This is a genomic window from Streptomyces sp. NPDC046308 (assembly GCF_055588065.1).
In genome coordinates this window covers 1,216,596-1,239,999 of record NZ_JBVJFB010000002.1, presented here as the reverse complement: position 1 = coordinate 1,239,999, position 23,404 = coordinate 1,216,596, and the positions used below count along the sequence as shown (strand labels likewise).

Here is a 23,404-nt window from a genome sequence, read left to right as displayed (position 1 = left end):
GCCCGGCCCGCCGCACGCGGCGCGCCTCCGAACGGGGCCCGGCCCTCAGGCCCGGCCGGCGTACGCGCGCACGTCCGCGTCCGGGTCCGTGACCGCCGTGGCGAGCGCCGCCCGGGCCGCCGCGGTGTCCCGGTGGGCCAGCAGGGCGAGGACCGCGGCCTTGCGCACATCGGCGTTGGCGTCGGCCAGCGCCCCCGCCAGGGCCGGTACGGCCGCCCTCGGCGCGGCGGCCGACAGCGCGGCGGCCGCTCCGGCCCGGACCTGCCAGGCGGCGTCCGCCAGGGCCGACACCGCCCTCCCGGCGTACCCGGCGGGGCAGCCGGTCGAGGCCAGCGCCGCCAGGGCGGCGCCCCGCACCAGCGGATCCGGATCGCCCAGCAGCGGGTCCAGCGGGGCCGGGGCCGGGGCGTGCACCGAGGCCAGCCCCTTGGCCACCGCCACCCGGACCTCACGGGCCGGATCCGCCGCGGCCGCGGCCAGCGCCGGCACCGCGTCCACCGAGACCAGGGCCCGCACCGCGTGGATGCGGACCTCCGGGTCGGCATCGGCCAGCGAGGCCGCGTACAGCCCGGCGTCGCCCAACCGCAGGGCCCGCAGGGCTTCGAGCGCGGCCGAGCGCACCGCCGCGTCGGGCACGGCCAGCGCGGTGCGCAGCCCGGCCGCCAGCTCCGGCCCGCCCGGCAGCACCTCCACCAGCTCGCGCAGCGCGGCCGCGGCGGCCGCCCGTACGGTGGGGGCCGCGTCCGCGAGCCGCGCGGCCAGCGCGGGCCCGGCCCCCGCGGGGACGGTCTCGCCGAGCGCGGCGACGGCCGCCGCCCGGACCCCGGGATCGGGGTCGTCGAGATAGGGGCCCAGCAGGTCCAGGCCGGGTGACTCCTCCGCCAGGGCGAGCAGTTCCAGGATCCGGGGCGAGGCGCTCCCCGCCGGCTCGACGGGCGGGTCCTCCGGTCCGGGGGCCGCTTCCGCCGGTGCGGCCGCCCCCGCGGGCGCGGCCCCCGCGCCCGCGGGCCCGGACCCGTGCGCCGGCGCGGCTTCCGCCCGCCCCGCCGTGGCCACCGGCACGAGGGCGACCTCGCCCAGGTGCCGCGAGGGGCCGCCGGCCGGGGCGAACCCGTCCACCGGCACCAGGTACGGCTCCACCGGCCGGGCCGTGAACTCCATCGCCCCCGAGGCGGACTTCCGCAGGTCCAGGTGGTGCAGCCAGCCCGCGTCGTCGCGCTCCGGGTGGTCGAGCCGCTCGTGGTAGAGGCCCCAGCGGGACTCCGTACGGGCCAGCGAGGAGCGGGCCGCCATCTCCGCGCAGTCGCGGATGAAGGACACCTCCGCGCACCGCATCAGCTCGTGCGGGGTGGTCGCGCCCATCTCCTCGATCTCGCCGGACATGCGGTCGAAGGCGGCCACGGCCAGGGAGAGCTTCGCGCCCGTCTTCGGCGGCGCCACGTAGTCGTTCACGAACCGCCGCAGCTTGTACTCCACCTGCGGCTGCGGCGGCCCGTCCGGACGGCGCAGCGGCCGGTAGATCAGCTCGTGGGCCGCCGCCACCTGGCCGGCCGGCAACTCGCCCTCGTACGCCGTGTACCGGGCCGCGTCCGCGCCCGCCAGATCGCCGAAGACGAACGCCCCGATCATGTAGTTGTGCGGGACGGACGCCAGGTCCCCGGCCGCGTACAGCCGCGGGACCGTGGTGCGGGCGTGGTCGTCGACGCGGACGCCCGAGGCCGAGTGGCCCCCGCACAGCCCGATCTCCGAGATGTGCATCTCGATGTCGTGGGTGCGGTAGTCGTGGCCGCGGCCCGCGTGGAAGGTGCCGCGCGTCGGCCGCTCGGTGGTGTGCAGGATCGACTCCAGCGAGGCCACCGACTCCTCCGGGAGGTGGCTGAGCTTCAGGTACACCGGGCCGCGGTCCGAGGCGAGTTCGGCCGCGAACTCCGCCATCATCTGCCCCGACCAGTAGTCGGAGTCCACGAAGCGCTCGCCGTGCCGGTTGACCTGGTAGCCGCCGAAGGGGTTCGCGACGTACGCGCACGCCGGCCCGTTGTAGTCCTTGATCAGCGGGTTGATCTGGAAGCACTCGATCCCCGTGAGGGCCGCTCCCGCGTGGTACGCCATCGCGTACCCGTCCCCGGCGTTGGTGGGGTTCTCGTACGTCCCGTACAGGTACCCGGAGGCGGGCAGTCCGAGGCGTCCGCACGGGCCGGTCGCCAGGATCACCGCGCCCGCGCGGACCGTCACGAAGGCGCCCGTACGGGTGTTGAAGGCGGCCGCGCCGATGGCCCGGCCGTCCTCGGGCGAGGTGAGGACGCGCACCGGCATCACCCGGTTCTCGATCCGGATCCGCTCCCGCATCTCGCGGCGCCGCAGCTGCCGGTAGAGGACCTTCTTGACGTCCTTGCCCTCGGGCATGGGCAGCACGTACGAGCCCGAGCGGTGGACCTGGCGCACCGCGTACTCGCCGTGCTCGTCCTTCTCGAACTTCACCCCGTAGGACTCCAGGCGCTGGACCATCGCGAACCCGCGGGTGGCGGTCTGGCGGACCGTGGACTGGTCCACGATGCCGTCGTTGGCGCGGGTGATCTCGGCGACGTAGTCGTCGGGCTCGGCGCGGCCCGGGACGACGGCGTTGTTGACGCCGTCCATGCCCATGGCGAGGGCGCCGGAGTGGCGTACGTGGGCCTTCTCCAGCAGCAGGACGCGGGCCCCGTGCTCGGCGGCGGTCAGCGCCGCCATCGTGCCGGCGGTGCCGCCGCCGATGACGAGGACGTCGCAGGAGAGTTCCTCGGCGTCGCCGATCGCGGGGATGTCCACGGTGCTGCCTTTCAGAGAGAGTCGATGATCTGCTGCCGCAGGGCGGCATGGGCCGGCGCGCGCCCGCGGTCGCGGGGATGCGGTACGGAGACCACCTCGCCGCTGCCGAGCAGGGCGACGCGGTCCCCGACGAACAGGGCCTCGTCCACGTCGTGGGTGACGAACACGACGCTCGCGCCGGTGCCGGCGAGGACGTCCACGAGGAGGTCCTGCATCTCGGCCCGGGTCTGGGCGTCGAGCGCCCCGAAGGGCTCGTCCATCAGGACGGCGCGCGGGCGCGCGGCGAGGGCGCGGGCCAGTTGCACGCGCTGGCGCTGCCCGCCGGAGAGCTGGTGCGGGAGCCGGTCGGCGTGGCCGCCCAGCCCGACGCGCTCCAGCCACTCCTCGGCGACCCGCCGCCGCTCGGCGCGCGGCAGCCGGCGGGGGCGCCCGATGGCGAGGGGGAGTTCGACGTTGGCGCGGACGGTGCGCCAGGGGAGCAGGGCGTCGTCCTGGAAGATCAGGGCGCGGTCGGCGGCCGGGCCGGTCAGCGGCCGCCCGTCCTGTTCGACCGTGCCGCCCAGCGGCGGCAGCAGGCCGGCCAGGGTGCGCAGCAGCGTGGACTTCCCGCATCCGGAGGGGCCGACGACGGCCAGCACCTCCCCGGCCTCGACCGTCAGGTCGACCCCGTCGAGCACCACGTGCCCGCGGTGGCCGAGCCGTACCCCGCGCAGGGCGAGGGCGGCGCCGGGTTTCCGGCCGGCGTCCGGTTTCCGGGTGGTCAGGGTGGTCACTTCCGCATCCCTCCGGTGGTCGTGCCCTGCGGGGTCGTACGCCGCACGGCCTGAAAAGAGGGGCGGGGCCGGGGCGGGGCGGCGGGGGACACGGCGGTGCGGGGGAGCCAGGAGGTCAGGCGGCGGCCCGCGCGTTCCACGGCCGTGGACGTCAGCCAGCCCAGCGCGCCGATGGTGACCATGCCGACGAAGACACCCGGGTAGTCGACCACCGTGTAGTCCTGCCAGGTGCGGTAGCCGACCCCGTACTCGCCGGAGATCATCTCGGCCGAGATCACGCAGATCCACGCCACCCCTATGCCGACCGACAGGCCCCCGAAGATGCCCGGCAGGGCCCCCGGCAGGACCACGGAGAACAGCACCCGCGCCCGCCCGCCGCCCATCGTCAGGACGGCCTCCTCCCACACCGGGGCCAGTGCCCGCACCGCGTGCCGCGTCGAGACCAGCACCGGGAAGAAGGCGGCCGCGCAGGTGATGAAGACGATCCCCTGCTCGTTGGAGGGGAACATCAGGATCGCCACCGGGACCAGCGCGATCGCCGGGATCGGACGCAGCACCTCCAGCAGCGGGCCCAGCACGTCGGCCGCGGTCCGGGACCGGGCGACGGCCGTGCCCACCACCACGCCCAGGGCGGCGGCGAGCACGAAGCCCGTCACGATCCGGCGCAGGCTGGAGGCCAGGTCCTGCCAGTAGTCCGGGGTCCGGGCCCGCTCCGCGAACGTCGAGGCGATCTCGCCGACCGTCGGGAACTGCTCGAAACGCAGCCACAGGTTCACGTCGAGCGAGGTCAGCCCCTGCCACAGCAGGAGCGCCGCCCCGAGCGAGGCCGCCCGCAGCAGCCAGCGGCCCCCCGTCATGACGCCAGGGCCCCGGCCTCGGCGAAGCTCAGGATCCGCGCCCCGGATCCCCGGTGCTGGTCGACGTAGGCCGTGGCGCCCGCCTGCGTGACGAAGGCGCGCAGCTCCGGCCCCTCGGCCACCCACACCGCCTTGTCCGCGAACCACAGCGTGCCCGTCACCGCGTCCGGCACGTACGCCGCCCGGACGTCCGCACCGCGCGCCGCCTTCAGCAGCTCGCGCGGGGAGTCGAAGGACTGCGTGCGGCTCTGGCCCTTCAGCCACAGCTCGGACCTGGGGGCCGCCGCCTTCGGGTACTCCGGCGCGCCGGCCGCCGCCCGCTTCAGGGGCTCCGGGTCCACGAAGGCGTCGACGTCCACGTCGCCGACCAGCTTGCCCGCCTGCAGCACCGGCGCGTCCTGCTTCAGGGCGTCGATCAGCTCGGGGCGCAGGGCCGGATCGAAGGTGGCGATGCCGTTCGCGCCGTTGTAGAGGTACACGACCTCCGCCGGCAGGCCCGTCTCCTTCGCCACCGACTCGGCGGCCGCCACCGGCTCCGCGCGCAGCTGGTCGGTGGCCTTGCGCTGCGCCTTCAGGAAGTCCTCCAGTACGCCCGGCCGTTCCTTCGCGAACTTCTCGCGCACGGTGACCCCGTGGAAGGTCGGCAGGTTCAGCTCGGCGCCGTCGTACAGGGCCTTCGCCCTGCCCTCGTACGTCAGCTGCCCCGGCCACGCCACGAACTGCGACAGCGCGTCCGCGCTGCCCGCCTGAAGGGCCGAAGCTCCCACACTGGGCTGCTGGTTGAGCTTCTGGATGCCGCTCTCCGGGTCGATCCCGGCACGCTGCAGGGCCCGTACCAGGGTGCCGTCGGCGGCGGAGCCCACGCTGGTCGACACCTTCTTGCCGCGCAGGTCGGCGAGGGACCCGAGCTTCGAATCCGGGGCGGTGACCACGGTGTTGAGGCCGCCGCGCAGGTTGTAGCCGGTCACGGAGACGAGGTGGGTGGGCTGCCCCAGTTCCTTGCCGCGCGCCGCGTTGATGAGGAGCGGGAAATCACCCATCGAACCGATGTCGATCTTCCCGGCGGTCATCTGGGCGGTGATCGGGGCGCCGGTGGCGTAGTCCTGCCAGTCCACCTTGTACGTGACGCCGTCCTGCTTGCCGCGCGCGGCGAGTTCCTGCTCGAAGTAGCCGAGGGAGCGCAGCAGGGTGCCGGCGGTGACGGTGTTGATGGTCTTGGACTGGTAGCCGACGGTCACGGTGACCGTCCTGGAGCCGGACGCCCCGGAGGCGTCGCCGCCGCAGGCCGTGGCGAGCGGGGCGAGCAGCAGGACGAGCGCGGGCGCGAGGGCCTTCGTACGCATGGGAGTGGAGCCTTTCACCGGAGCAGATAGGGCATGTTGACGGTGACCGCGCCGGTGGGACAGCGGGCGGCGCACGGGCCGCAGTACCAGCACTCGTCCACGTGCATGTAGGCCTTGCCGTTGTCCTCGCGGATCGCGAGCGAGTCGAGCGGACACATGTCGACGCAGAGGGTGCAGCCGTCGATGCACAGGGACTCGTCGATGGTCACGGGCACGTCGCCGCGCTGGGGGACCAGAGGCATGGCTGTCTCCAGGGAAGGGGGGTGTGGCGGTGGCTTAGAGGGAGCGGCGCAGCAGGCCGCTCATGGTGATGCGGTCGCCGCGGAAGCGGATGAACTCCAGGTCCACGGGCCGGCCGTCGCGCAGGTGGGTGAGCCGTTCCAGCATCAGGACGGCGGCCCCGCGCGGGGCCTGGAGGACGGCGGCGGAGTGCGCGTCGGCGTTGACGGCCTCAAGGGTGATCTCGGCGTGGCCGAGCGGCTGCCCGGTCAGCTGTTCCAGGAGCCGGAAGACGTCCGTGTTCTCCAGGTCGCTGCCCAGCAGTTCGGCGCCGATGTCCATCGGTACGTAGGTGAGGTCGAGGGAGAGCGGCAGTCCGTTCAGGCGCCGCAGCCGTTCGATGTACAGCACGTCGGCGTGCTCGGGCAGGCCGAGGCGTCCGGCGACCGGGGCGGGGGCGCGCACGGGCCCGACGTTGCGGACCTCGTTGGTGACCCGGCCGTGCTCGTGCAGGGTCTCGGCCAGGCCCTGCAGGCGGTCCAGGCCGTGCGGGTACTTCTCGCAGACGACGACCGTGCCGACACCCGGCCGGCGCTCCACCAGCTGCTCGCCGCGCAGCAGGTCGAGGGCCTGGCGGACGGTGTTGCGGCCGGCGCCGTAGTCGGCGGCGAGGGTGCTCTCCAGGGGGAGGACCCCGCCGGGGTAGCCGCCCGCCAGGATCTGGTGGCGGAGCAGGTCGGCGAGCTGTCGCGCCTGGTCCGCGCGCAGCCGCCGGCGGCGCGCGGCGGCGACCGGGACGGTGTGCGTGGCGGTGCGTTCGGCTGGCATGGCAGGGAACGTACCGGCGGCCCGCGGGCCGTGGTGTTGCCGCAGTGTTGCGCCACCTGATGGCGCATTCACAAGGCTCTGAGCTGCGGTTTCGGCGGGGCGGCGGAAAGATCCGCCACCCCGCCGACCGAGGGGTGGACTAGCGCTGTCCCACGATGCGGCCGGTGACCTCGCCGAGGCCGACGCGCGTCCCGTCCGGGCCGGGGGCCCAGGCGGTGAGGGTGACGGTGTCCCCGTCCTCCAGGAAGGTGCGCTTGCCGTCGGCGAGCTCGATCGCGTCGCGGCCGTTCCAGGTCAGCTCCAGCAGCGAGCCGCGCTGGCCGGTCTCGGGACCGCTGACGGTGCCGGAGCCGTACACGTCGCCGGTCCGCAGGGAGGCGCCGTTGACGGTCATGTGGGCGAGCTGCTGGGCGGCGGTCCAGTACATCGACGCGAACGGCGGCCGCGCCACCTCCTGCCCGTTGATGGAGACGGTGATGTGCAGGTCGAAGCCGCCGGGGCGGTCGAGCTCGGCGTCGTCCAGGTAGGGCAGGAGCGGGAAGTCCCGGGCCGGCGGGGCGACGCGGGCCGCGTCCAGGGCCTCCAGCGGGGTCACCCACGCGGAGACGGAGGTGGCGAAGGACTTGCCGAGGAAGGGACCCAGCGGCACGTATTCCCAGGCCTGGATGTCGCGCGCGGACCAGTCGTTGAGCAGGAACAGCCCGAAGACGTGGTCCTCGAAGTCGGCCAGCGGCACCGGGCGGCCCAGCTCGGAGGGGGCGCCGACGACGAAGCCGACCTCCGCCTCGATGTCGAGCTTGACGGACGGGCCGAAGACGGGCGCCGGGTCGGTGGGCGCCTTGCGCTGCCCCGAGGGGCGTACGACGTCGGTCCCGGAGACCACGATCGTGCCGGAGCGGCCGTGGTAACCGATCGGCAGGTGCTTCCAGTTGGGGGTGAGCGCGTCACCGTCGGGTCGGAAGATCCGGCCCACGTTGGTGGCGTGGTGCTCGCTCGCGTAGAAGTCGACGTAGTCGGCGACCTCGTACGGCAGGTGCAGCGTGACCTCGTCGAGCGGCAGCAGGTGCGCCTCGACCGTGACCCGGTGGCCGGGGTCGGTCACCCAGGCGGTGAGCGCGCGGCGCACGTCGCGCCAGGCGGTGCGCCCGGCGGCCAGTAGCGGGTTGAGGGAGGACTGCCCGAGCAGCCCGGCGTACGGGGAACCGAGCGCGGCGGCGGCCGCCCCCGCGTCGAGCACGTGCCCGCCGATGCGCACACCGATGCGGCGGCGGTCCTCGCCGGAGGTGGAGAAGACGCCGTACGGGAGGTTGTGCGGCCCGAACGGGTCGCCCTCGGGGAGATCGAGGGGGCTCTGCTGGGGCATGGGGTGCTGCCTCGCTTTCGACGCGGTCCGGGGGTGTCCCGGGAGCTGGTTGACACGTTACGTGGCTGAAGGGGCGCATGGGAGGCCGGATTCGCGCTCTATTTGTAGGACTTGTCCAAAGGGGTCCGTATCCTTGGCGCCGTGACTTCCGCGCCGCCTCCGGCCCTCCCCTATGCCTTGATCGCCACCGACCTGGACGGGACTCTGCTGCGCGCCGGTGACACCGTCTCGGCCCGTTCCCACAGGGCCCTCGCGACCGCCCGCGCGGCCGGCGCCCGGCACATCATCGTCACCGGCCGCCCGGTCCCACAGGTCCGTCACGTCCTCGACGACCTCGGGTACGCGGGGCTCGCGGTGTGCGGGCAGGGCGCGCAGGTGTACGACGCGGCGCGCGGGCGCCTGCTGCACTCCGTGTCCATGGACCGGGAACTGGCCGAGGTCGCCCTCGGCAAGATCGAGGCGGAGATCGGCGAGGTCTACGCGGCGGTCAACCAGGAGGGACTGGACGCCGAGATGCTGATAGGGCCCGGCTACCGGATGTGGCACCCGCACCTGCCGACGGTGTCGGTGCCGCGGCGGTCGGACCTGTGGGCCGCCCCGATCAACAAGGTGCTGCTCCAGCACCCCGAGCTGGACGACGACGAGCTGACGCGGGTGGCGCGGGCGGTGGTCGGGGACCTGGTGAACGTCACGATGGCGGGGGAGCACACGGTGGAACTCCAGCCGCCGGGCATCGACAAGGCCAGTGGGCTCGCGCGGGCCGCCGAAGTCCTGGGCGCGTCCCCCGCGGGGACGATCGCCTTCGGGGACATGCCGAACGACGTCCCGATGTTCGCGTGGGCCGCCCACGGGGTGGCCATGGCCAACTCCCACCCCGAGCTGGTGGCGGTGGCGGACGAGATCACCTTGTCCAACGAGGACGACGGCGTCGCGGTGGTGCTGGAGCAGCTCTACGGCTGACCGCCGCCTCCGGGGGCGCCGCCCCCGCACCCCGCGCCTCGAACGCCGGCGAGGCCGAACAGTGCGGCCTCGGCCACATCCAGCCCCTCCGGCGTGGGGAGCGGGGGTCCGGGGCGGAGCCCCCGGGGCCGCCCGCCAGGGCGGTCGGACCGCTCAGCCCGCCGCCCGAGGCAGCCGGCGTTCCCACGTCCGGTGGAAGACCACCTCGCCCCCCTCCCGGCACACCACCTCGTTCGACGTCAGGAAGCCGCCCTCGTCGCACGAGGTCTCCGAGCGGGTCTCCACCCGTACGTCCCAGCCCAGTTCGGGCCGGTGGAGCCGGATCCGCCACTGGGACCGGGCCCGCGCGGACAGCGCGTCGGCGTCCTGGATCTCGTACACCTCCTCCGCGTCCTCGCTGGACTCCAGGCCGTCCGGGTACACCCGCGTGCCCCCGTACCGCGGGTCCACCTCCAGCCGCCACGTCCCGCGCGCGACGTCCCGTACGACCACCCGCTCGGGGCGCGGTTCGTCCAGCGTGGCCGGGAAGGCGACCCCCAGCGGCGGCGCCTGCTCCGGCGGCTCGAAGACGATCCCCCCGTCCACGGCCGGCGAGGCCGACCGCACCGGCAGGGTCAGCGCGCTGCCCGCCGGGTCCAGGGTCCAGCCGGCCTCCGACCCGGCCCGCGGCCAGATCCACGGCCAGTACGCGGAGGACACGGCGAGCCGGATCCGGTGCCCGGGCGCAAAGGCGTGGCCGATGCCGTTCAGCTCGAAGGTGACGTCCTCGTACGAGCCCACCGGCCACGGCACGGCCCGGTCCCGGCCCTGGCGGGCCGACAGGTTCAGCGCGCCCCGCGTGACCAGCGTCGAGGTCCCGTCCGGGGCGACGTCGCACAGCCGGGCCACGACCTGCCCGTACGGCACGTCGAGCCGCAGCCGCAGGGTCACCGAGGGCCGGCCCAGGATCTCCACCGGTTCCCCGGCCCCTACCGGGAACTCGAAGCAGGCCGACTTCGCGTCCTCCTCCCGCTGGTCCGGCGGCAGGTCGGCGTCGTTGCCGAAGGGGAAGAAGCGGCCGGCGTCCATCCCGGTGTGCTGCGGCGAGGCGACGTCCACCGGCGCGCCCTGGAAGACGTACGGGACGGGGATCACGGACGCCGAGGGCCAGGCCTTCTCGCCGACCCAACGGCCCGGGAGCTCCTCGTACACCGTCGCCGGCGGGTGCGAGTCGCTGATCCAGGCGCGCAGCAGCGGCTCGTCCGTCACCCCGTTGTCGATGTCCCGCAGCCAGTGGTCCCACCAGCGCAGGGTCTCCTGGAGGAAGCCGATCGCCGGGCCCGGGGGCAGTCCGCGGTCCGGGTACTGGTGCGACCAGGGCCCGATCAGGCCCCGGACCCGCCCGGACGGCAGGTGCTCGACCAGCCGCAGCACGGTGTCGCGGTACGGGTCGTGCCAGCCGCCCACCGCGAGGACCGCCGCGCCGATCGCCCCGTAGTCCTCGCAGACGCTGCCGTGGCGCCAGTAGGCGTCGCGGGTCTGGTGCGAGAGCCAGGTGTGGATCAGCGGTTCGACGGCCTCCAGCCGGTCCAGCCACTGCCGGCGCCAGCCGTCGCCGACGAACAGCGGGTCCGGCGGCCGGGAGGCGAAGGCCAGCATCGTCGCCGCCCAGGCGTGCATGTCCACGGCCAGCACCGAGCCGCCCATGTAGTGCACGTCGTTGTCGTAGCGGTCGTCCGTCGAGCAGACGGTGACGACCGCCTTCAGCGCCTCCGGGGCGAGGGCGGCGATCTGGAGGGAGTTGCAGCCGCCCCAGGAGATCCCGAACATCCCCACCGAGCCCGTGCACCACGGCTGCGCCGCCAGCCACTCCACCACCGCGACGCCGTCGGCCAGCTCCCGGGTGTCGTACTCGTCGCCGGGACGGCCTCCGCTGCAGCCGTGGCCGCGCACGTCCACCCGCACCGACGCGTAGCCGTGGCCCGCGTACCAGGGATGGCGCTGCCAGTCGCGCGGCGCGGTCCAGTCGGTGAGGCGGTACGGGAGGTACTCCAGGAGCGCCGGAACCGGCTCGTCCGTCACCGGCCGCCAGACGCGCGCGTACAGCTCCACCCCGTCGGCCATCGGGATCCGGACATCCTCGCGGGTGGTCTCGTACGGGAACGCGGTACGGACGATCATGCGGGAACCACCTCCATGGACCTCATAGCACCACGTACGGGCGCAGCCGCCCGCGCTCCTCGCCGGTGTCGGTGGCAGTTCTGGGCAAAACGGACGCTCCGGCTTTTTCGGCTCCTTCGGAACATACAGGTGTGTCTCAGGCAGTGCTCGGGTGGTGGCCGGGAAGGCGCTCTCGGTGATCGAAAACAGACCCGATACGCTGGCTTGAGTGATGGCAGCGACACATCGACAATCCAGGTGATCGTCAGCGTGATCGTCAGCAGACAGGAGTACCCCTCGTGACCGTCGTCGGGCCGTTCGGACTGAGCGTGCGGGACCAGGCTCTTGAGACCGATGTCCAGGCCGGACTGGCCGCCGTCGAGGCGGGTCTGCTGGAGGCCACCAAGAGCGAAGTCCCCTTCATCACCGAGGCCGCACAGCACCTGGTCCGGGCCGGAGGCAAGCGGTTCCGGCCGCTGCTGGTGATGCTCGCGTCCCGCTTCGGGGATCCCTACGCGCCCGGAATCGTTCCTTCCGCCGTGGTGGTCGAGCTCACCCACCTGGCGACCCTCTACCACGACGACGTCATGGACGAGGCCGACGTGCGCCGCGGCGTCGAGAGCGCCAACACCCGCTGGGGCAACTCGGTCGCCGTACTGACCGGTGACTTCCTCTTCGCCCGCGCCTCGCACATCCTGGCCGACCTCGGCCCCGAGGCCGTGCGCATCCAGGCCGAGGCCTTCGAGCGGCTGGTGACGGGGCAGATCCTGGAGACGGCCGGTCCGCGCGACGGCCGCGACCCCGTCGCCCACTACCTCGACGTCATCGCCGGCAAGACCGGCTCCCTGATCGCCGTCTCCGGCCGCTTCGGCGCGCTGATGGCCGGCGCCGACGAGTCGGTCGTCGACATCCTCACCCAGTACGGCGAGCGGCTCGGCACCGCCTTCCAGCTCGCCGACGACGTCCTCGACATCGCCTCCGACGCGCACGAGTCCGGCAAGACCCCGGGCACCGACCTGCGCGAGGGCATTCCCACGCTGCCCGTGCTGCGGTTGCGCGAGATGGCCGAGCGGGACGGGCGCCCCGAGGACCTGGAACTCGTACGCCTCCTGGACGGCGACCTGACGGACGACGCCCGCCACGCCGAGGTGCTGACCCGGCTGCGGGCGCACCCCGCCCTGGAGCAGGCCCGCCGCGACACCGTCCGGTACGCGGAGGAGGCGCGGGCCACGCTCGCGCCGCTGCCCGAGTGCTTCGCCAAGTCGGCGCTCGAAGAGCTCTGCGACGCCGTGGTGCACCGCGCCGGCTAGCCCTGCCGGGAGGGTGTCCGGCACCCCGAGAACGGAACGGGCCCTTCCGCCCAGGTGACCCCTACGGGTCCGGGCGGGAGGGCCCTCGTCGTGTCATCCCACGGTCGTACGCGCAGTTGCGTCCGGGGACTGACGCCCCAGCGCCGGTGATTTGGTCAGATGGAGTCATCAAACCCCACCAGATCGGGTGAGCGCGGCGACACGGCGGTCGCCGCCGTCGACACAAGAGGGCAGGGCACTGACATGGCAGCGAACACGAAGACTTCTCGCAAGGTCGCCCGGTACGCCGTACCGGTGGCGGTGGCGGGTGTGGCCGCGGCGACCGTGGCGATGGTCCCGGCCTTCGCCAACGCCGGCGGGCCCGACCTGCCGAAGGTGACGGCGCAGCAGCTCATCGAGAAGGTCGCGGCCTCCGACGTACAGCAGCTGTCGGGCACGGCCAAGATCAGCACCGACCTGGGTCTTCCGAAGATCGCGACCGGACTGCTCGGCGGCGGCGGGATCGCCGGCGGCTCCGCCAACCCGGAGGACAAGGTCGCGCAGCTGGCCAGCGGCACGCACACCTTCCGGGTCGCGGCCGACGGCCCGGACCGCCAGAAGCTCACGTTCCTGGACGGCAAGGACGAGTACAGCCTCATCCACAACGGCGACGACGTCTGGGGCTACGACTCCAAGGCGAACGAGGTCTTCCACGAGAAGGACCCGCAGGGCGGCAAGGACGCCGGCAAGGACCACAAGACGGCCGACCGGCTGGCCGCCTCCCCCCAGAAGATGGCCGAGGAGCTCCTGAAGGCCGCCGGCCCGACCACCGACGTCAGCGTGGGCGACACCGCGCAGGTGGCCGGCCGGGACGCCTACCAGCTGGTGCTCAAGCCCAAGCAGAGCGGCTCCACCGTCGGCTCGGTCCAGATCGCGGTGGACGCCAAGAACGGCGTGCCGCTGCGCGTGCAGCTGCTCTCCTCCCAGGGCGGCAAGCCGATCGTGGACGCCGGCTTCACCAAGGTGGACTTCGCCAAGCCGGCGGCCGACACCTTCGCCTTCACCCCGCCCAAGGGCGCCAAGCTGACCGAGGGCGTCGACGAGGCGGGCAAGGGCGACAAGGGCGAGGGATTCAAGGCGCTGGAGTCCTTCCCCGGCCTGGACGGCCTGCTGGGCGGCCCGAACGGCCAGGGCGACGTGAAGGTGCTCGGCGAGGGCTGGGCGACCGTCGCGCGGATCGACTCGGGCGCCGGCAAGGGCCTCAAGGACTTCGAGAACTCGGCGAACGACAAGAACGCCCCGAAGGAGGCCAAGCAGTTCCTCGACTCCCTCGGGGACAAGGTCACCGGGAAGTTCGGCGAGGGCCGGATCCTGTCGACCCGCCTGGTCAACGCCCTGGTCACGGACGACGGCAAGGTCTACGTCGGCGCGGTCACCAAGGACGCGCTGGTGAAGGCGGCCGACGCCGGCAAGTAGTCGCTCGGGCGGGCACCGCGCACGAGGGCGCCGCGAGGGTGGGCCGGGACTGTGTCCCTGCCCACCCTTGCGGCATTCCGGCTGCCCGTACAGCACGGCCGCTGTACGGTGTTGGACATGTCGAGACACGTCACCATCCGCCTGGACGAGGAGTTCCACGAACGCCTGAAGGCGCGCGCGGCGGCGCTGGGGACGACGGTCACCGCGCTGATCACCGAGGTAACGGAACGCGAACTCGACGAGGACCGCAAGAAGTTCCTGTCGGGCATAGAGGAGTTCGCCGACCACTGGAGCTACTTCCAGGAGCGGTTCGGGCATTGAAGATCACCATGGAGTGGGCCTGGACCGCTCTGGCCCACCATCTCCCGTCCGACCCCGCGGTGTGGGACCCCTCGGGGGTGGCCGCCGCGGTCGCCCGGCACCAGAACGACCTCGTCCTCGTGCCCGAACAGCCCGCCCCGGACACCGCGTGGCGGGCCGCCGCGTTTCTGCACACCCTCGCGGTGTGCCCGGCGCTGGAATCCCCGATGAACGAGTTCTACGCGGCCGCCGCGACCCGCTCGTACCTGCGCGTGGCCGGGGCCCGGCAGCTGCCCTCGCCGGAGGAGCTCGGCGACCTCGTGGAGGCGGCGAAGCTGGGGCGCGCGGACATCGCGGCCGTCGCCGAGGAGCTGCGCGCCCGGATCCAGGAACCGCTGCCGGCGTCGCTGCAGGGCCACGCCGAGGAGGCGTAGGCCCGCTCCGGGACGGCGGTGAGCCCCGGCGCGATCGGGTCGGATCGTGCCGGGGCCCTCGGTGCTCGGGCCGTGTGCCGCGTGGCCGGCGGTGCGCCTAGAAGGTGATCTTCCAGCTGTTGATGTAACCGACGTCCTGCGCGGCCGCGTCCTTCACCCGGAGGTTCCAGACGCCGTTCGCGACCTCGCTCGAGGCGTTGACGGTGTACGACTGCACGAGGTTGTCGGCGCTGCCGCCGGTGCGGTTGTGCAGGTTGTAGACCGTGCCGTCCGGGGCGACCAGGTCCACGATCAGGTCACCGCGGTAGGTGTGGACGATGTTCACGTCCACCTTGGTGGTGGCCGGGGCGTTGCCCGCGACGCCCGAGACCGTGATCGGCGAGCTGACCGCGGCGGCGGGGGAGTCCGGGATGTTCACGTCCGTCGTGCTCTCGAAGGACTGGCCCGGCGGGACCGGGGTGCCCGCCCCGAGGTTCCAGATCGCGTACGCGATGGCGTCGGCGTTGCGGTCCAGGGCCGTGTCGTTGATGTTCGACAGGCTGTCGCAGGAGGAGTGGTAGCAGCGGTCGAAGGCCTGACCGGAGGTGCCGCCCCACTTCTGCGCCTGGGCCGCCGTCTTGGTGTAGTCGGCGCCGGAGAACAGGCCGCCGACCGGGATGCCCGCGTTCTTGAACGGCGCGTGGTCGGAGCGGCCGTCGCCCTCGGTCTCGATCTCGGTCGGGATGCCAAGGCCCGCGTAGTAGTTCTTGAAGGTCTGCTCGATGGTCGGGTCGTCGTCGTAGACGAAGTAGCCCGGGTTCGGCGAGCCGATCATGTCGAAGTTCAGGTAGCCGGAGATCTTCGCCTTCTCGGCGGCCGGCAGGTTGTTGACGTAGTACTTCGAGCCGATCAGGCCCAGCTCCTCCGCGCCCCACCAGCCGAAGCGCAGGTGCTTCGTCGGCTGCAGGCCCGCACGGGAGACGGCGAGAGCGGCCTCCAGGACGGCGGCGCTGCCGGAGCCGTTGTCGTTGATGCCGGCGCCCGCGGTCACCGAGTCCAGGTGCGAGCCGGACATCAGCACCGAGTTGGGGTCACCGCCCGGCCAGTCGGCGATCAGGTTGTAGCCGGTGGCGCCGCTGGAGGTGAAGGTCTGCAGCGTGGTCGTGAAGCCGGCCGCGTCCAGCTTGCCCTTCACGTAGTCGATCGAGGCCTTGTAGCCGGCCCTGCCGTGGGCGCGGTTGCCGCCGTTGTTCGCGGCGATCGTGGAGAGCTGCGACAGGTGGGCCTTGACGTTGGCCAGCGGTATGTCGGGCGGGGTCGGCGCAGCGGTGACCGCCGTGGGGGCGGCGAGGGCGGCGGGTGCGGTGGAGGCGATCAGGCCCGCGACCGCGAAAGCGGTCACGGCAGCAAGGCGCCGGGAGACGGACAGGCTCATGTGGGGGCTCCGGGATTCCGCGGGGATATGACGGAACGAGCGGGATAGAGCAGGTGAGCGTTAGTGCGTCAGTGCGAGCCTGATGTTCAGCGAGAGTATGACTGTCCGTCAAGACCATAATTCGGTCAGGGCAGTTCGGAAAACGGACGATCCCCGGTACGGGTGGTCCGTACCGGGGATCGTGAGCGTGGAGCGTTTGCCGGTGCGTACCCGGCGGCGGCTGTTACGCGGGCTCGCGCGCCGGCGCCGCCACGACGGCGGGGGCCGCCGCGAGGGCCGCCCGGGAGCGGCGGGCCGTGCGCAGCGCGTCCCAGGTCAGAAGCGCGAGCGCGGCCCACACCAGGGAGAAGCCCGCCCAGCGCTCGGGCGGCATGGCCTCGTGGAAGTACAGGACGCCCAGCCCGAACTGGAAGACGGGGGCCATGTACTGGAGCAGCCCCAGGGTGGACAGCGGGACGCGGATGGCGGCCGCCCCGAAGAGCACCAGCGGGATCGCGGTGACCAGTCCGGTCGCGGCCAGCAGGAGCGCGTGCCCGACGCCCTGCGCGGCGAAGGTGGACCGGCCCTGCGCGGTCAGCCACAGCAGGTAGCCCAGGGCCGGCAGGAACAGCATGGCCGTCTCGGCGGCCAGCGACTCCAGCCCGCCCATGTTGAGCTTCTTCTTGATCAGCCCGTACGTGGCGAAGGAGCAGGCCAGGACCAGCGAGATCCACGGCGGCCGCCCGTAGCCGATGGCGAGCACGAGGACGGCGACGAAGCTGAGGCCGACCGCCACCCACTGCACGCGGCGCAGCCGCTCGCCCAGGACGAGCACGCCCATCGCGATGCTGACCAGCGGGTTGATGAAGTAGCCGAGGCTGGACTCGACGACGTGGCCGTTGTTGACCGACCAGATGTACAGGCCCCAGTTCACGCTGATCACCGACGCGGCCAGCGCGGTCAGGCCGAGCTTGCGCGGCTGGCGCAGCAGCTCCCGTATCCAGCCCCAGCGGCGCACCGCGAGCAGCGCCACCCCGACCACGGCCAGGGACCACGTCATGCGGTGGGCGAGGATCTCGACGGCCCCGGCGGGCATCAGGAGCGGCCAGAAGAGGGGGACCAGCCCCCACATCCCGTACGCGCCGAATCCGTAGAGCAAACCCGTGCGCTGCTCGTTCTCCGCCTTCACGGGGCCTCCTGTGCGACTTCCAGCCAACTTCACGACCGTAGCGCCGCGCGGCCCGGATGTCATGCCCGTTCTTACGAGATACTCATGACATCTCCGGGGGCTCGTGCGCCGGGGGCCGCCCCCGCCCGTCCGGGAGCGCGCATGCCGAAGCCCGGACCTCCTGCGAGATCCGGGCTTCGTACGGCTTCGGGACGGCCGTGGCCGCGTCGTGCCGGTCAGCCGACGACGGTCCAGGTGTCGTTGCCGGTCAGCAGCGCACCGAGGTCGCCCTTGCCGCTGCGGTCGATGGCCGTGTCGAGCTGGTCGGCCATGAGGGTGTCGTAGACGGGCCGCTCCACACTGCGGAAGACCCCGATGGGGGTGCGGTGCAGGGTGTCGGGGTCGGCCAGGCGGGAAAGCGCGAACGCCGTCGTGGGGCTGGCGGTCTTCGCGTCGTGGACCAGGATCCGCGACTCGTTGTCCGGGGTGACCTCCACGACCTCCAGGTCGCCGGTGGCCGGGTTGCGCACGACGCCCTTCGCGTCGTCCGCGCCGAAGCGGATCGGCCGGCCGTCCTCCAGCCGGATCACGGCCTCCAGCGCCTGGTCCCGGTCCTTGAGGACCTCGAAGGCGCCGTCGTTGAAGATGTTGCAGTTCTGGTAGATCTCCACGAGCGCCGTGCCCTGGTGGTCGGCGGCCGCGCGCAGTACCTCCGTGAGGTGCTTGCGGTCGGAGTCGACCGTACGGGCGACGAAGGAGGCCTCGGCGCCGATCGCCAGCGACACCGGGTTGAACGGCGAGTCCAGCGAGCCCATCGGCGTGGACTTGGTGATCTTGCCGACCTCGGACGTGGGGGAGTACTGCCCCTTGGTCAGCCCGTAGATCCGGTTGTTGAACAGCAGGATCTTGAGGTTGACGTTGCGGCGCAGCGCGTGGATCAGGTGGTTGCCGCCGATGGAGAGCGCGTCGCCGTCGCCCGTGACCACCCATACGGACAGGTCGCGCCGGGAGGTGGCCAGGCCGGTGGCGATGGCGGGCGCACGGCCGTGGATGGAGTGCATCCCGTACGTGTTCATGTAGTACGGGAAGCGGGAGGAGCAGCCGATGCCGGAGACGAAGACGATGTTCTCCTTCGCCAGCCCCAGTTCGGGCATGAAGCCCTGGACGGCGGCGAGCACGGCGTAGTCGCCGCAGCCGGGGCACCAGCGGACCTCCTGGTCCGACTTGAAGTCCTTCATCGACTGCTTGGACTCGGCCTTGGGCACCAGCGAAAGCAGTGTGCGGGACCCGTCGGTCACGGTCACCTCAGTCATTGACGGCCTCCTCGAGAACCTTTGCGAGCTGCTCCGCCTTGAACGGCATTCCGTTGACCTGGGTGTACGACTGCGCGTCGACCAGGTATTTCGCCCGGATCAGGATGGCGAGCTGCCCGAGGTTCATCTCCGGCACCACTACCTTGTCGTAACGCTTCAGGACCTCGCCGAGATTCCCGGGGAAGGGGTTCAGGTGGCGCAGATGGGCCTGGGCGACGGGGAGTCCGGCGCCCCGCACCCGGCGCACGGCCGCGGTGATGGGGCCGTAGGTGGAACCCCAGCCCAGGACCAGGGTGGTTGCTCCGTCCGGGTCGTCGACGTCCAGGTCGGGTACCCGGATGCCGTCGACCTTCGCCTGCCGGGTGCGGACCATGAGGTCGTGGTTGGCCGGGTCGTAGGAGATGTTGCCGGTGCCGTCCTGCTTCTCGATGCCGCCGATGCGGTGTTCGAGGCCGGGCGTGCCGGGAACGGCCCACGGCCGGGCGAGGGTCTCCGGGTCCCGCTTGTACGGCCAGAACACCTCGGTGCCGTCGGCGAGGGTGTGGTTCGCGCCGGTGGCGAACTTGACCTTCAGGTCGGGCAGGTCCGTGACCTCCGGGACCCGCCAGGGCTCGGACCCGTTGGCGAGGTAGCCGTCGGAGAGCAGGAAGACCGGAGTCCGGTAGGTGAGGGCGATCCGGGCCGCGTCGAGGGCGGCGTCGAAGCAGTCCGCGGGGGTCCGCGGGGCCACGATCGGGACGGGCGCCTCGCCGTTGCGACCGAACATGGCCTGCAGGAGGTCCGCCTGCTCCGTCTTCGTCGGCAGACCGGTGGAGGGCCCGCCACGCTGGATGTCCACGATGAGCAGCGGAAGCTCCAGCGACACCGCGAGACCGATGGTCTCCGACTTGAGCGCCACACCGGGCCCGGAGGTGGTGGTCACCCCGAGGGCACCGCCGAAGGCCGCGCCGAGCGCCGCTCCGATGCCCGCGATCTCGTCCTCGGCCTGGAAGGTCCGCACACCGAAGTTCTTGTGCTTCGACAGCTCGTGCAGGATGTCCGAGGCGGGGGTGATCGGGTAGGAGCCCAGGTAGAGGGGCAGGTCGGCCTGCTGGCTCGCGGCGATGAGGCCGTAGGACAGGGCCAGGTTCCCGGAGATGTTCCGGTAGGTGCCGGTCGGGAAAGCCCTGGTCGCAGGCGCGACCTCGTAGGAGACCGCGAAGTCCTCGGTGGTCTCGCCGAAGTTCCAGCCGGCCCGGAAGGCGACGATGTTCGCCTCCGCGATCTCCGGCTTCTTCGCGAACTTCTGCCGCAGGAACTTCTCGGTGCCCTCGGTGGGCCGGTGGTACATCCACGACAGCAGGCCCAGCGCGAACATGTTCTTGCTGCGCTCGGCCTCCTTGCGGGAGAGCCCGAAGTCCTTCAGCGCCTCGACCGTCAGGGTGGTCAGCGGTACCGGGTGGAGGTTGTACGCGTCCAGCGAGCCGTCTTCCAGCGGCGAGGTCTCGTAGCCGACCTTGGCCATGGGGCGCTTGGTGAACTCGTCCGTGTTGATGATGATCTCCGCGCCGCGCGGCACGTCCGCGATGTTCGCCTTCAGCGCCGCCGGATTCATCGCCACCAGCACGTTCGGGGCGTCGCCCGGCGTGAGGATGTCGTGGTCGGCGAAGTGGAGCTGGAAGGAGGAGACGCCCGGGAGGGTTCCGGCGGGGGCGCGGATCTCGGCGGGGAAGTTCGGCAGCGTCGACAGGTCGTTTCCGAACGACGCCGTCTCCGAGGTGAACCGGTCACCGGTGAGCTGCATACCGTCACCGGAGTCACCCGCGAACCGGATGATCACACGATCGAGACGGCGTACTTCCTTGCTGCCCGGGCTCGCCGGGGTGCGTTGTCCACCGACAACCGGACCCCCGGCCCCGTCGGCCTGCTCGGCTGGGCTGCTGACCTGGCTGGTCACTGAACTGGACCTCCTTCGAGGCGTGAGCACCCCCAGAACCCACCCTACGTCCGTAGGGATCAGGCTCCCCGGAGGCGACCACATTCTGGACCGTAGGACCGCCCCTTGAGACGGCCCGACCGGTATGCCGTATCTGACAGAGTGTCAGTCGATCAAGATTTCAGATAGGTGAGAACGGCCAGTACACGCCGGTGATCCCCGTCACTCGGCGAGAGGCCCAGCTTCATGAAGATGTTGCTGACGTGCTTTTCCACCGCTCCGTCGCTCACGACCAGTTGTTTCGCCACGGCGGAATTGGTGCGTCCCTCGGCCATCAGCCCGAGCACCTCGCGCTCGCGCGGGGTCAGACCCGCCAGGACGTCCTGCTTGCGGCTGCGGCCGAGCAGCTGGGCGACGACCTCGGGGTCCAGGGCGGTGCCGCCCCGGGCCACCCGGACCACCGCGTCCAGGAACTCCCGCACCTCGGCCACCCGGTCCTTGAGCAGGTACCCCACCCCGGTGCTGGAACCGGCCAGCAGTTCGGTGGCGTACTGCTCCTCCACGTACTGCGACAACACGAGCACGCCTATCCCGGGGTAGTCCCGGCGCAGCCGTACGGCCGCCCGTACGCCCTCGTCGGTGTGCGTCGGCGGCATCCGCACGTCCGCCACCACCACATCCGGCAGCGCGTCCTCGGCCGCCAGCTCCGCGATCGTCTTGAGCAGGGCCTCAGCGTCCCCGACGCCCGCCACGACGTCATGCCCCCGGTCGGTCAGCAGCCGGGTCAGGCCCTCACGAAGCAGCACTGAATCCTCGGCGATGACCACCCGCACCCTGTCTTCCACGACTCAGCAGCTCCCGCGTCCACTCGTTCCCGCACTACACGACTCAGCCAAGCATCCCAGCCTTAAGTCCTGGTGAAGGCAGAGCCGCGACAACACGTGGGCGTCCGGGCCCACTTTCCCCAACCGGAAGCCCACATCCCGCCCCCAACCCAGCCCCGCCGAGGCTTCAAACGCCCCCGCCCGCCTGGGGGCGCTGGAGGCGGCGGCACCCAATTCCAGCCCCACCGGCGTTTGAGGCGGCCCCCCACCCAGAGGCGGTGGGGGCGGCGGCCGCCAATCCCCGCCGCGCTGGCGTTTGAGGCGCCCCCACCCACCGGGGGCGTCGAAAGCGGCGGCCGGCAATTCCAGCCTCGCCGGCGTTTGAGGCGCGGGGTGCGGGGCGGAGCCCCGGTCTTTCACCGCGTTGGCCCGTGCCTCCGAGGCGTGGCCGCGCCAACTCCAGCCTCGCCGGCGTTTGAGGCGCGGGGTCTGGGGCGGCGCCCCAGGAAACGCACCCGCACCCGACACACACGAGCGGGACCCCCGCCCACCCCGGACGGGAGTCCCGCTCACCAGCACAAAGGGGGCCCGGGGCCCGGACCCGGAGGCCCGGGGGGCTACCCCCGGTCCCGCCACGGCAGCTCCGCCGTAACCGTGGTCCCAACCCCCGCGGGCGAGTCCACCACCAGCACCCCATCCACCGCATCCAACCGCCCCGTCAACCCCGCCAACCCGCTCCCCCCGCCGGAGGCCCAGGCCCCCGCCCCACCCCGCCCGTCATCCGCCACCTGGATCAGCAGCCGCTCCCCGGCCTTCCACACGTCCACCGAGGCCGACCGGGCCATCGAATGCTTGCTGATGTTCTGCAGCAGCTCGGAGACCGTGAAGTACGCGATCCCCTCGATCGCCGCCACCGGCCGGGCCGGGAGATCCACGGCCACCCGCACCGGCACCGCACACCGCGCCGCCACCGACGACAGCGCCGCGTCCAGCCCCCGGTCCGTCAGCACGGCCGGATGGATCCCCCGCGCGAGGTCCCGCAGCTCCTGCAGGGCGATCTTCACCTCGCCGTGCGCCTCGTCCACCATGCGCGCGGCGGCCCGCGGATCCTCGGTGAGCTTCTCCTTCGCCAGCCCGAGATCCATCGCGAGCGACACCAGCCGGGCCTGCGCCCCGTCGTGCAGGTCGCGCTCGATGCGCCGCAGGTCGGCGGCCGCGGTGTCCACCACCACCCCCCGGTCCGACTCCAGCTCGGTGACGCGGCTCGCCAGCCGCGAGCGCCCGAGCAGCCCGCCGACCATGACCCGGTCGACCGTGGTCAGGGCCCGGATCACCCACGGGGTGGCAAGGGTGACCGCCAGCCCGGCGAGGCAGGCGAGGGTGACCTCCAGGGGCGAATCGACGTAGGACGAGTAGTCGCCGTTCTGGAAGAGCATCAGCCCGGGCTGGTCGGTGTAGGTAGGGATGACCCAGAACCAGAGCGGGTACAGCAGCAGCGTCCAGCCCACCGCCCAGAACGTCAGTGCCAGGCAGAAACCGAACACCGCCCACGGAAAGTGGATCACGGAGTACAGCACGTGCCGCCAGGCGCTCCCGCTCTTGAGCAGCGCACCCATGGCGGCGAGGGGCCCGGCCTTCTTGGCCCGGATCGGCGCGGGGCCGGCGATGTCCGCCCCGAGCAGCACGCGCACCCGGGCCCGCTCCACCGTGCCGAACCCGCGGCACATGGCGAGCACACCGGCGAGGACCGGTACGCCGAGGAAGGTGACGAGCAGACCGGCGCCGAGGCTCACACCGGTGATGGCGAGCGAGAAGTACAGCGTGCTCAGCGGCAGCCCGATCAGCAGGTACCCGAACTCCCGCCAGGTCCGACCTTCGATGGGAGCCCGCAGCACCGTGCCGACACCACCGCCCGTGCCCTTGCCGTCGTCCATGATCCCGACCCGCCCTTTCCACTCCTCGGCTACACCCCCACCCTGCCGCCCCACCCCACCCCCGAACCATG

19 protein-coding genes are annotated in these 23,404 nt (G+C 72.4%); 5 read left to right on the top strand and 14 right to left on the bottom strand.

The features are described from left to right. Positions 1–45 precede the first annotated feature (45 nt). The 7 genes from ACZ6JT_RS13100 to fahA all read right to left on the bottom strand — a co-directional run bounded on the left by ACZ6JT_RS13100 (position 46) and on the right by fahA (position 8,188). Positions 46–2,805, bottom strand: coding sequence for a fumarate reductase/succinate dehydrogenase flavoprotein subunit (locus ACZ6JT_RS13100; protein ID WP_469209429.1), 2,760 nt, complete (start codon positions 2,803–2,805; stop codon positions 46–48). Between the two features lie 11 nt (positions 2,806–2,816). Continuing rightward, positions 2,817–3,578 carry an ABC transporter ATP-binding protein gene (locus tag ACZ6JT_RS13095; RefSeq protein ID WP_469209428.1) on the bottom strand — a complete coding sequence of 254 codons (762 nt, stop codon included), beginning with the start codon at positions 3,576–3,578 and terminating at the stop codon, positions 2,817–2,819. Continuing rightward, positions 3,575–4,435, bottom strand: coding sequence for an ABC transporter permease (locus ACZ6JT_RS13090; RefSeq protein WP_469209427.1), 861 nt, complete (start codon positions 4,433–4,435; stop codon positions 3,575–3,577). Before ACZ6JT_RS13090 ends, ACZ6JT_RS13095 begins: the two co-directional genes overlap by 4 nt. Beyond that, positions 4,432–5,778, bottom strand: a complete 1,347-nt coding sequence (locus ACZ6JT_RS13085) for an ABC transporter substrate-binding protein (RefSeq protein WP_469209426.1) — start codon at positions 5,776–5,778, stop codon at positions 4,432–4,434. The genes ACZ6JT_RS13090 and ACZ6JT_RS13085 overlap by 4 nt, the downstream gene beginning before the upstream one ends. 14 nt (positions 5,779–5,792) lie before the next feature. Further along, positions 5,793–6,020 (bottom strand): 4Fe-4S dicluster domain-containing protein, encoded by a 228-nt coding sequence (locus tag ACZ6JT_RS13080; protein ID WP_030710222.1) that lies wholly within the window; start codon positions 6,018–6,020, stop codon positions 5,793–5,795. 34 nt (positions 6,021–6,054) lie between these two features. Then, positions 6,055–6,825 (bottom strand): GntR family transcriptional regulator, encoded by a 771-nt coding sequence (locus ACZ6JT_RS13075; protein ID WP_469209425.1) that lies wholly within the window; start codon positions 6,823–6,825, stop codon positions 6,055–6,057. Between the two features lie 139 nt (positions 6,826–6,964). Continuing rightward, positions 6,965–8,188 carry a fumarylacetoacetase gene (gene fahA / locus ACZ6JT_RS13070; protein WP_469209424.1) on the bottom strand — a complete coding sequence of 408 codons (1,224 nt, stop codon included), beginning with the start codon at positions 8,186–8,188 and terminating at the stop codon, positions 6,965–6,967. Positions 8,189–8,329: 141 nt separating this feature from the next. Between fahA and ACZ6JT_RS13065 the strand changes: the two genes are divergently transcribed. Next, a complete protein-coding gene (locus ACZ6JT_RS13065; protein ID WP_469209423.1) occupies positions 8,330–9,148 on the top strand; it encodes an HAD family hydrolase in 819 nt (272 codons plus the stop codon). A 153-nt stretch (positions 9,149–9,301) separates the two neighbouring features. On the opposite strand, the gene ACZ6JT_RS13060 is transcribed toward ACZ6JT_RS13065, so the two are convergent. Next, positions 9,302–11,308: a CocE/NonD family hydrolase gene (locus ACZ6JT_RS13060; protein ID WP_469209422.1), complete on the bottom strand. Its 2,007-nt coding sequence runs from the start codon at positions 11,306–11,308 to the stop codon at positions 9,302–9,304. A 278-nt stretch (positions 11,309–11,586) separates the two neighbouring features. Here ACZ6JT_RS13060 and ACZ6JT_RS13055 point away from each other — a divergent pair, with 278 nt between their 5' ends. The 4 genes from ACZ6JT_RS13055 (at position 11,587) to ACZ6JT_RS13040 (ending at position 14,786) form a co-directional block, all read left to right on the top strand. Then, positions 11,587–12,597 carry a polyprenyl synthetase family protein gene (locus ACZ6JT_RS13055; protein WP_362851907.1) on the top strand — a complete coding sequence of 337 codons (1,011 nt, stop codon included), beginning with the start codon at positions 11,587–11,589 and terminating at the stop codon, positions 12,595–12,597. A 243-nt stretch (positions 12,598–12,840) separates the two neighbouring features. Next, positions 12,841–14,052, top strand: a complete 1,212-nt coding sequence (locus ACZ6JT_RS13050) for a LolA family protein (RefSeq protein ID WP_469209421.1) — start codon at positions 12,841–12,843, stop codon at positions 14,050–14,052. A 117-nt stretch (positions 14,053–14,169) separates the two neighbouring features. After that, complete coding sequence (locus ACZ6JT_RS13045) at positions 14,170–14,373, top strand: hypothetical protein (RefSeq protein ID WP_234323499.1); 204 nt, start codon at positions 14,170–14,172, stop codon at positions 14,371–14,373. Beyond that, a complete protein-coding gene (locus ACZ6JT_RS13040; protein ID WP_469209420.1) occupies positions 14,370–14,786 on the top strand; it encodes a hypothetical protein in 417 nt (138 codons plus the stop codon). The genes ACZ6JT_RS13045 and ACZ6JT_RS13040 overlap by 4 nt, the downstream gene beginning before the upstream one ends. Positions 14,787–14,883: 97 nt before the next feature. Here ACZ6JT_RS13040 and ACZ6JT_RS13035 read toward each other — a convergent pair whose 3' ends face one another. From ACZ6JT_RS13035 to ACZ6JT_RS13010, 6 genes are all read right to left on the bottom strand, one after another. Continuing rightward, positions 14,884–16,200 carry a M28 family metallopeptidase gene (locus ACZ6JT_RS13035; RefSeq protein WP_469209419.1) on the bottom strand — a complete coding sequence of 439 codons (1,317 nt, stop codon included), beginning with the start codon at positions 16,198–16,200 and terminating at the stop codon, positions 14,884–14,886. Positions 16,201–16,423: 223 nt separating this feature from the next. After that, positions 16,424–17,368, bottom strand: a complete 945-nt coding sequence (gene rarD, locus ACZ6JT_RS13030) for an EamA family transporter RarD (protein WP_376615718.1) — start codon at positions 17,366–17,368, stop codon at positions 16,424–16,426. 215 nt (positions 17,369–17,583) lie between these two features. Further along, positions 17,584–18,660 (bottom strand): 2-oxoacid:ferredoxin oxidoreductase subunit beta, encoded by a 1,077-nt coding sequence (locus ACZ6JT_RS13025; RefSeq protein WP_469209418.1) that lies wholly within the window; start codon positions 18,658–18,660, stop codon positions 17,584–17,586. Beyond that, positions 18,653–20,596, bottom strand: a complete 1,944-nt coding sequence (locus ACZ6JT_RS13020; protein ID WP_469209417.1) for a 2-oxoacid:acceptor oxidoreductase subunit alpha — start codon at positions 20,594–20,596, stop codon at positions 18,653–18,655. The genes ACZ6JT_RS13025 and ACZ6JT_RS13020 overlap by 8 nt, the downstream gene beginning before the upstream one ends. Before the next feature lie 152 nt (positions 20,597–20,748). Further along, positions 20,749–21,408 (bottom strand): response regulator transcription factor, encoded by a 660-nt coding sequence (locus ACZ6JT_RS13015; RefSeq protein ID WP_030710237.1) that lies wholly within the window; start codon positions 21,406–21,408, stop codon positions 20,749–20,751. Positions 21,409–22,016: 608 nt separating this feature from the next. After that, positions 22,017–23,333, bottom strand: a complete 1,317-nt coding sequence (locus ACZ6JT_RS13010; RefSeq protein ID WP_469209416.1) for a sensor histidine kinase — start codon at positions 23,331–23,333, stop codon at positions 22,017–22,019. Positions 23,334–23,404 lie beyond the last annotated feature (71 nt).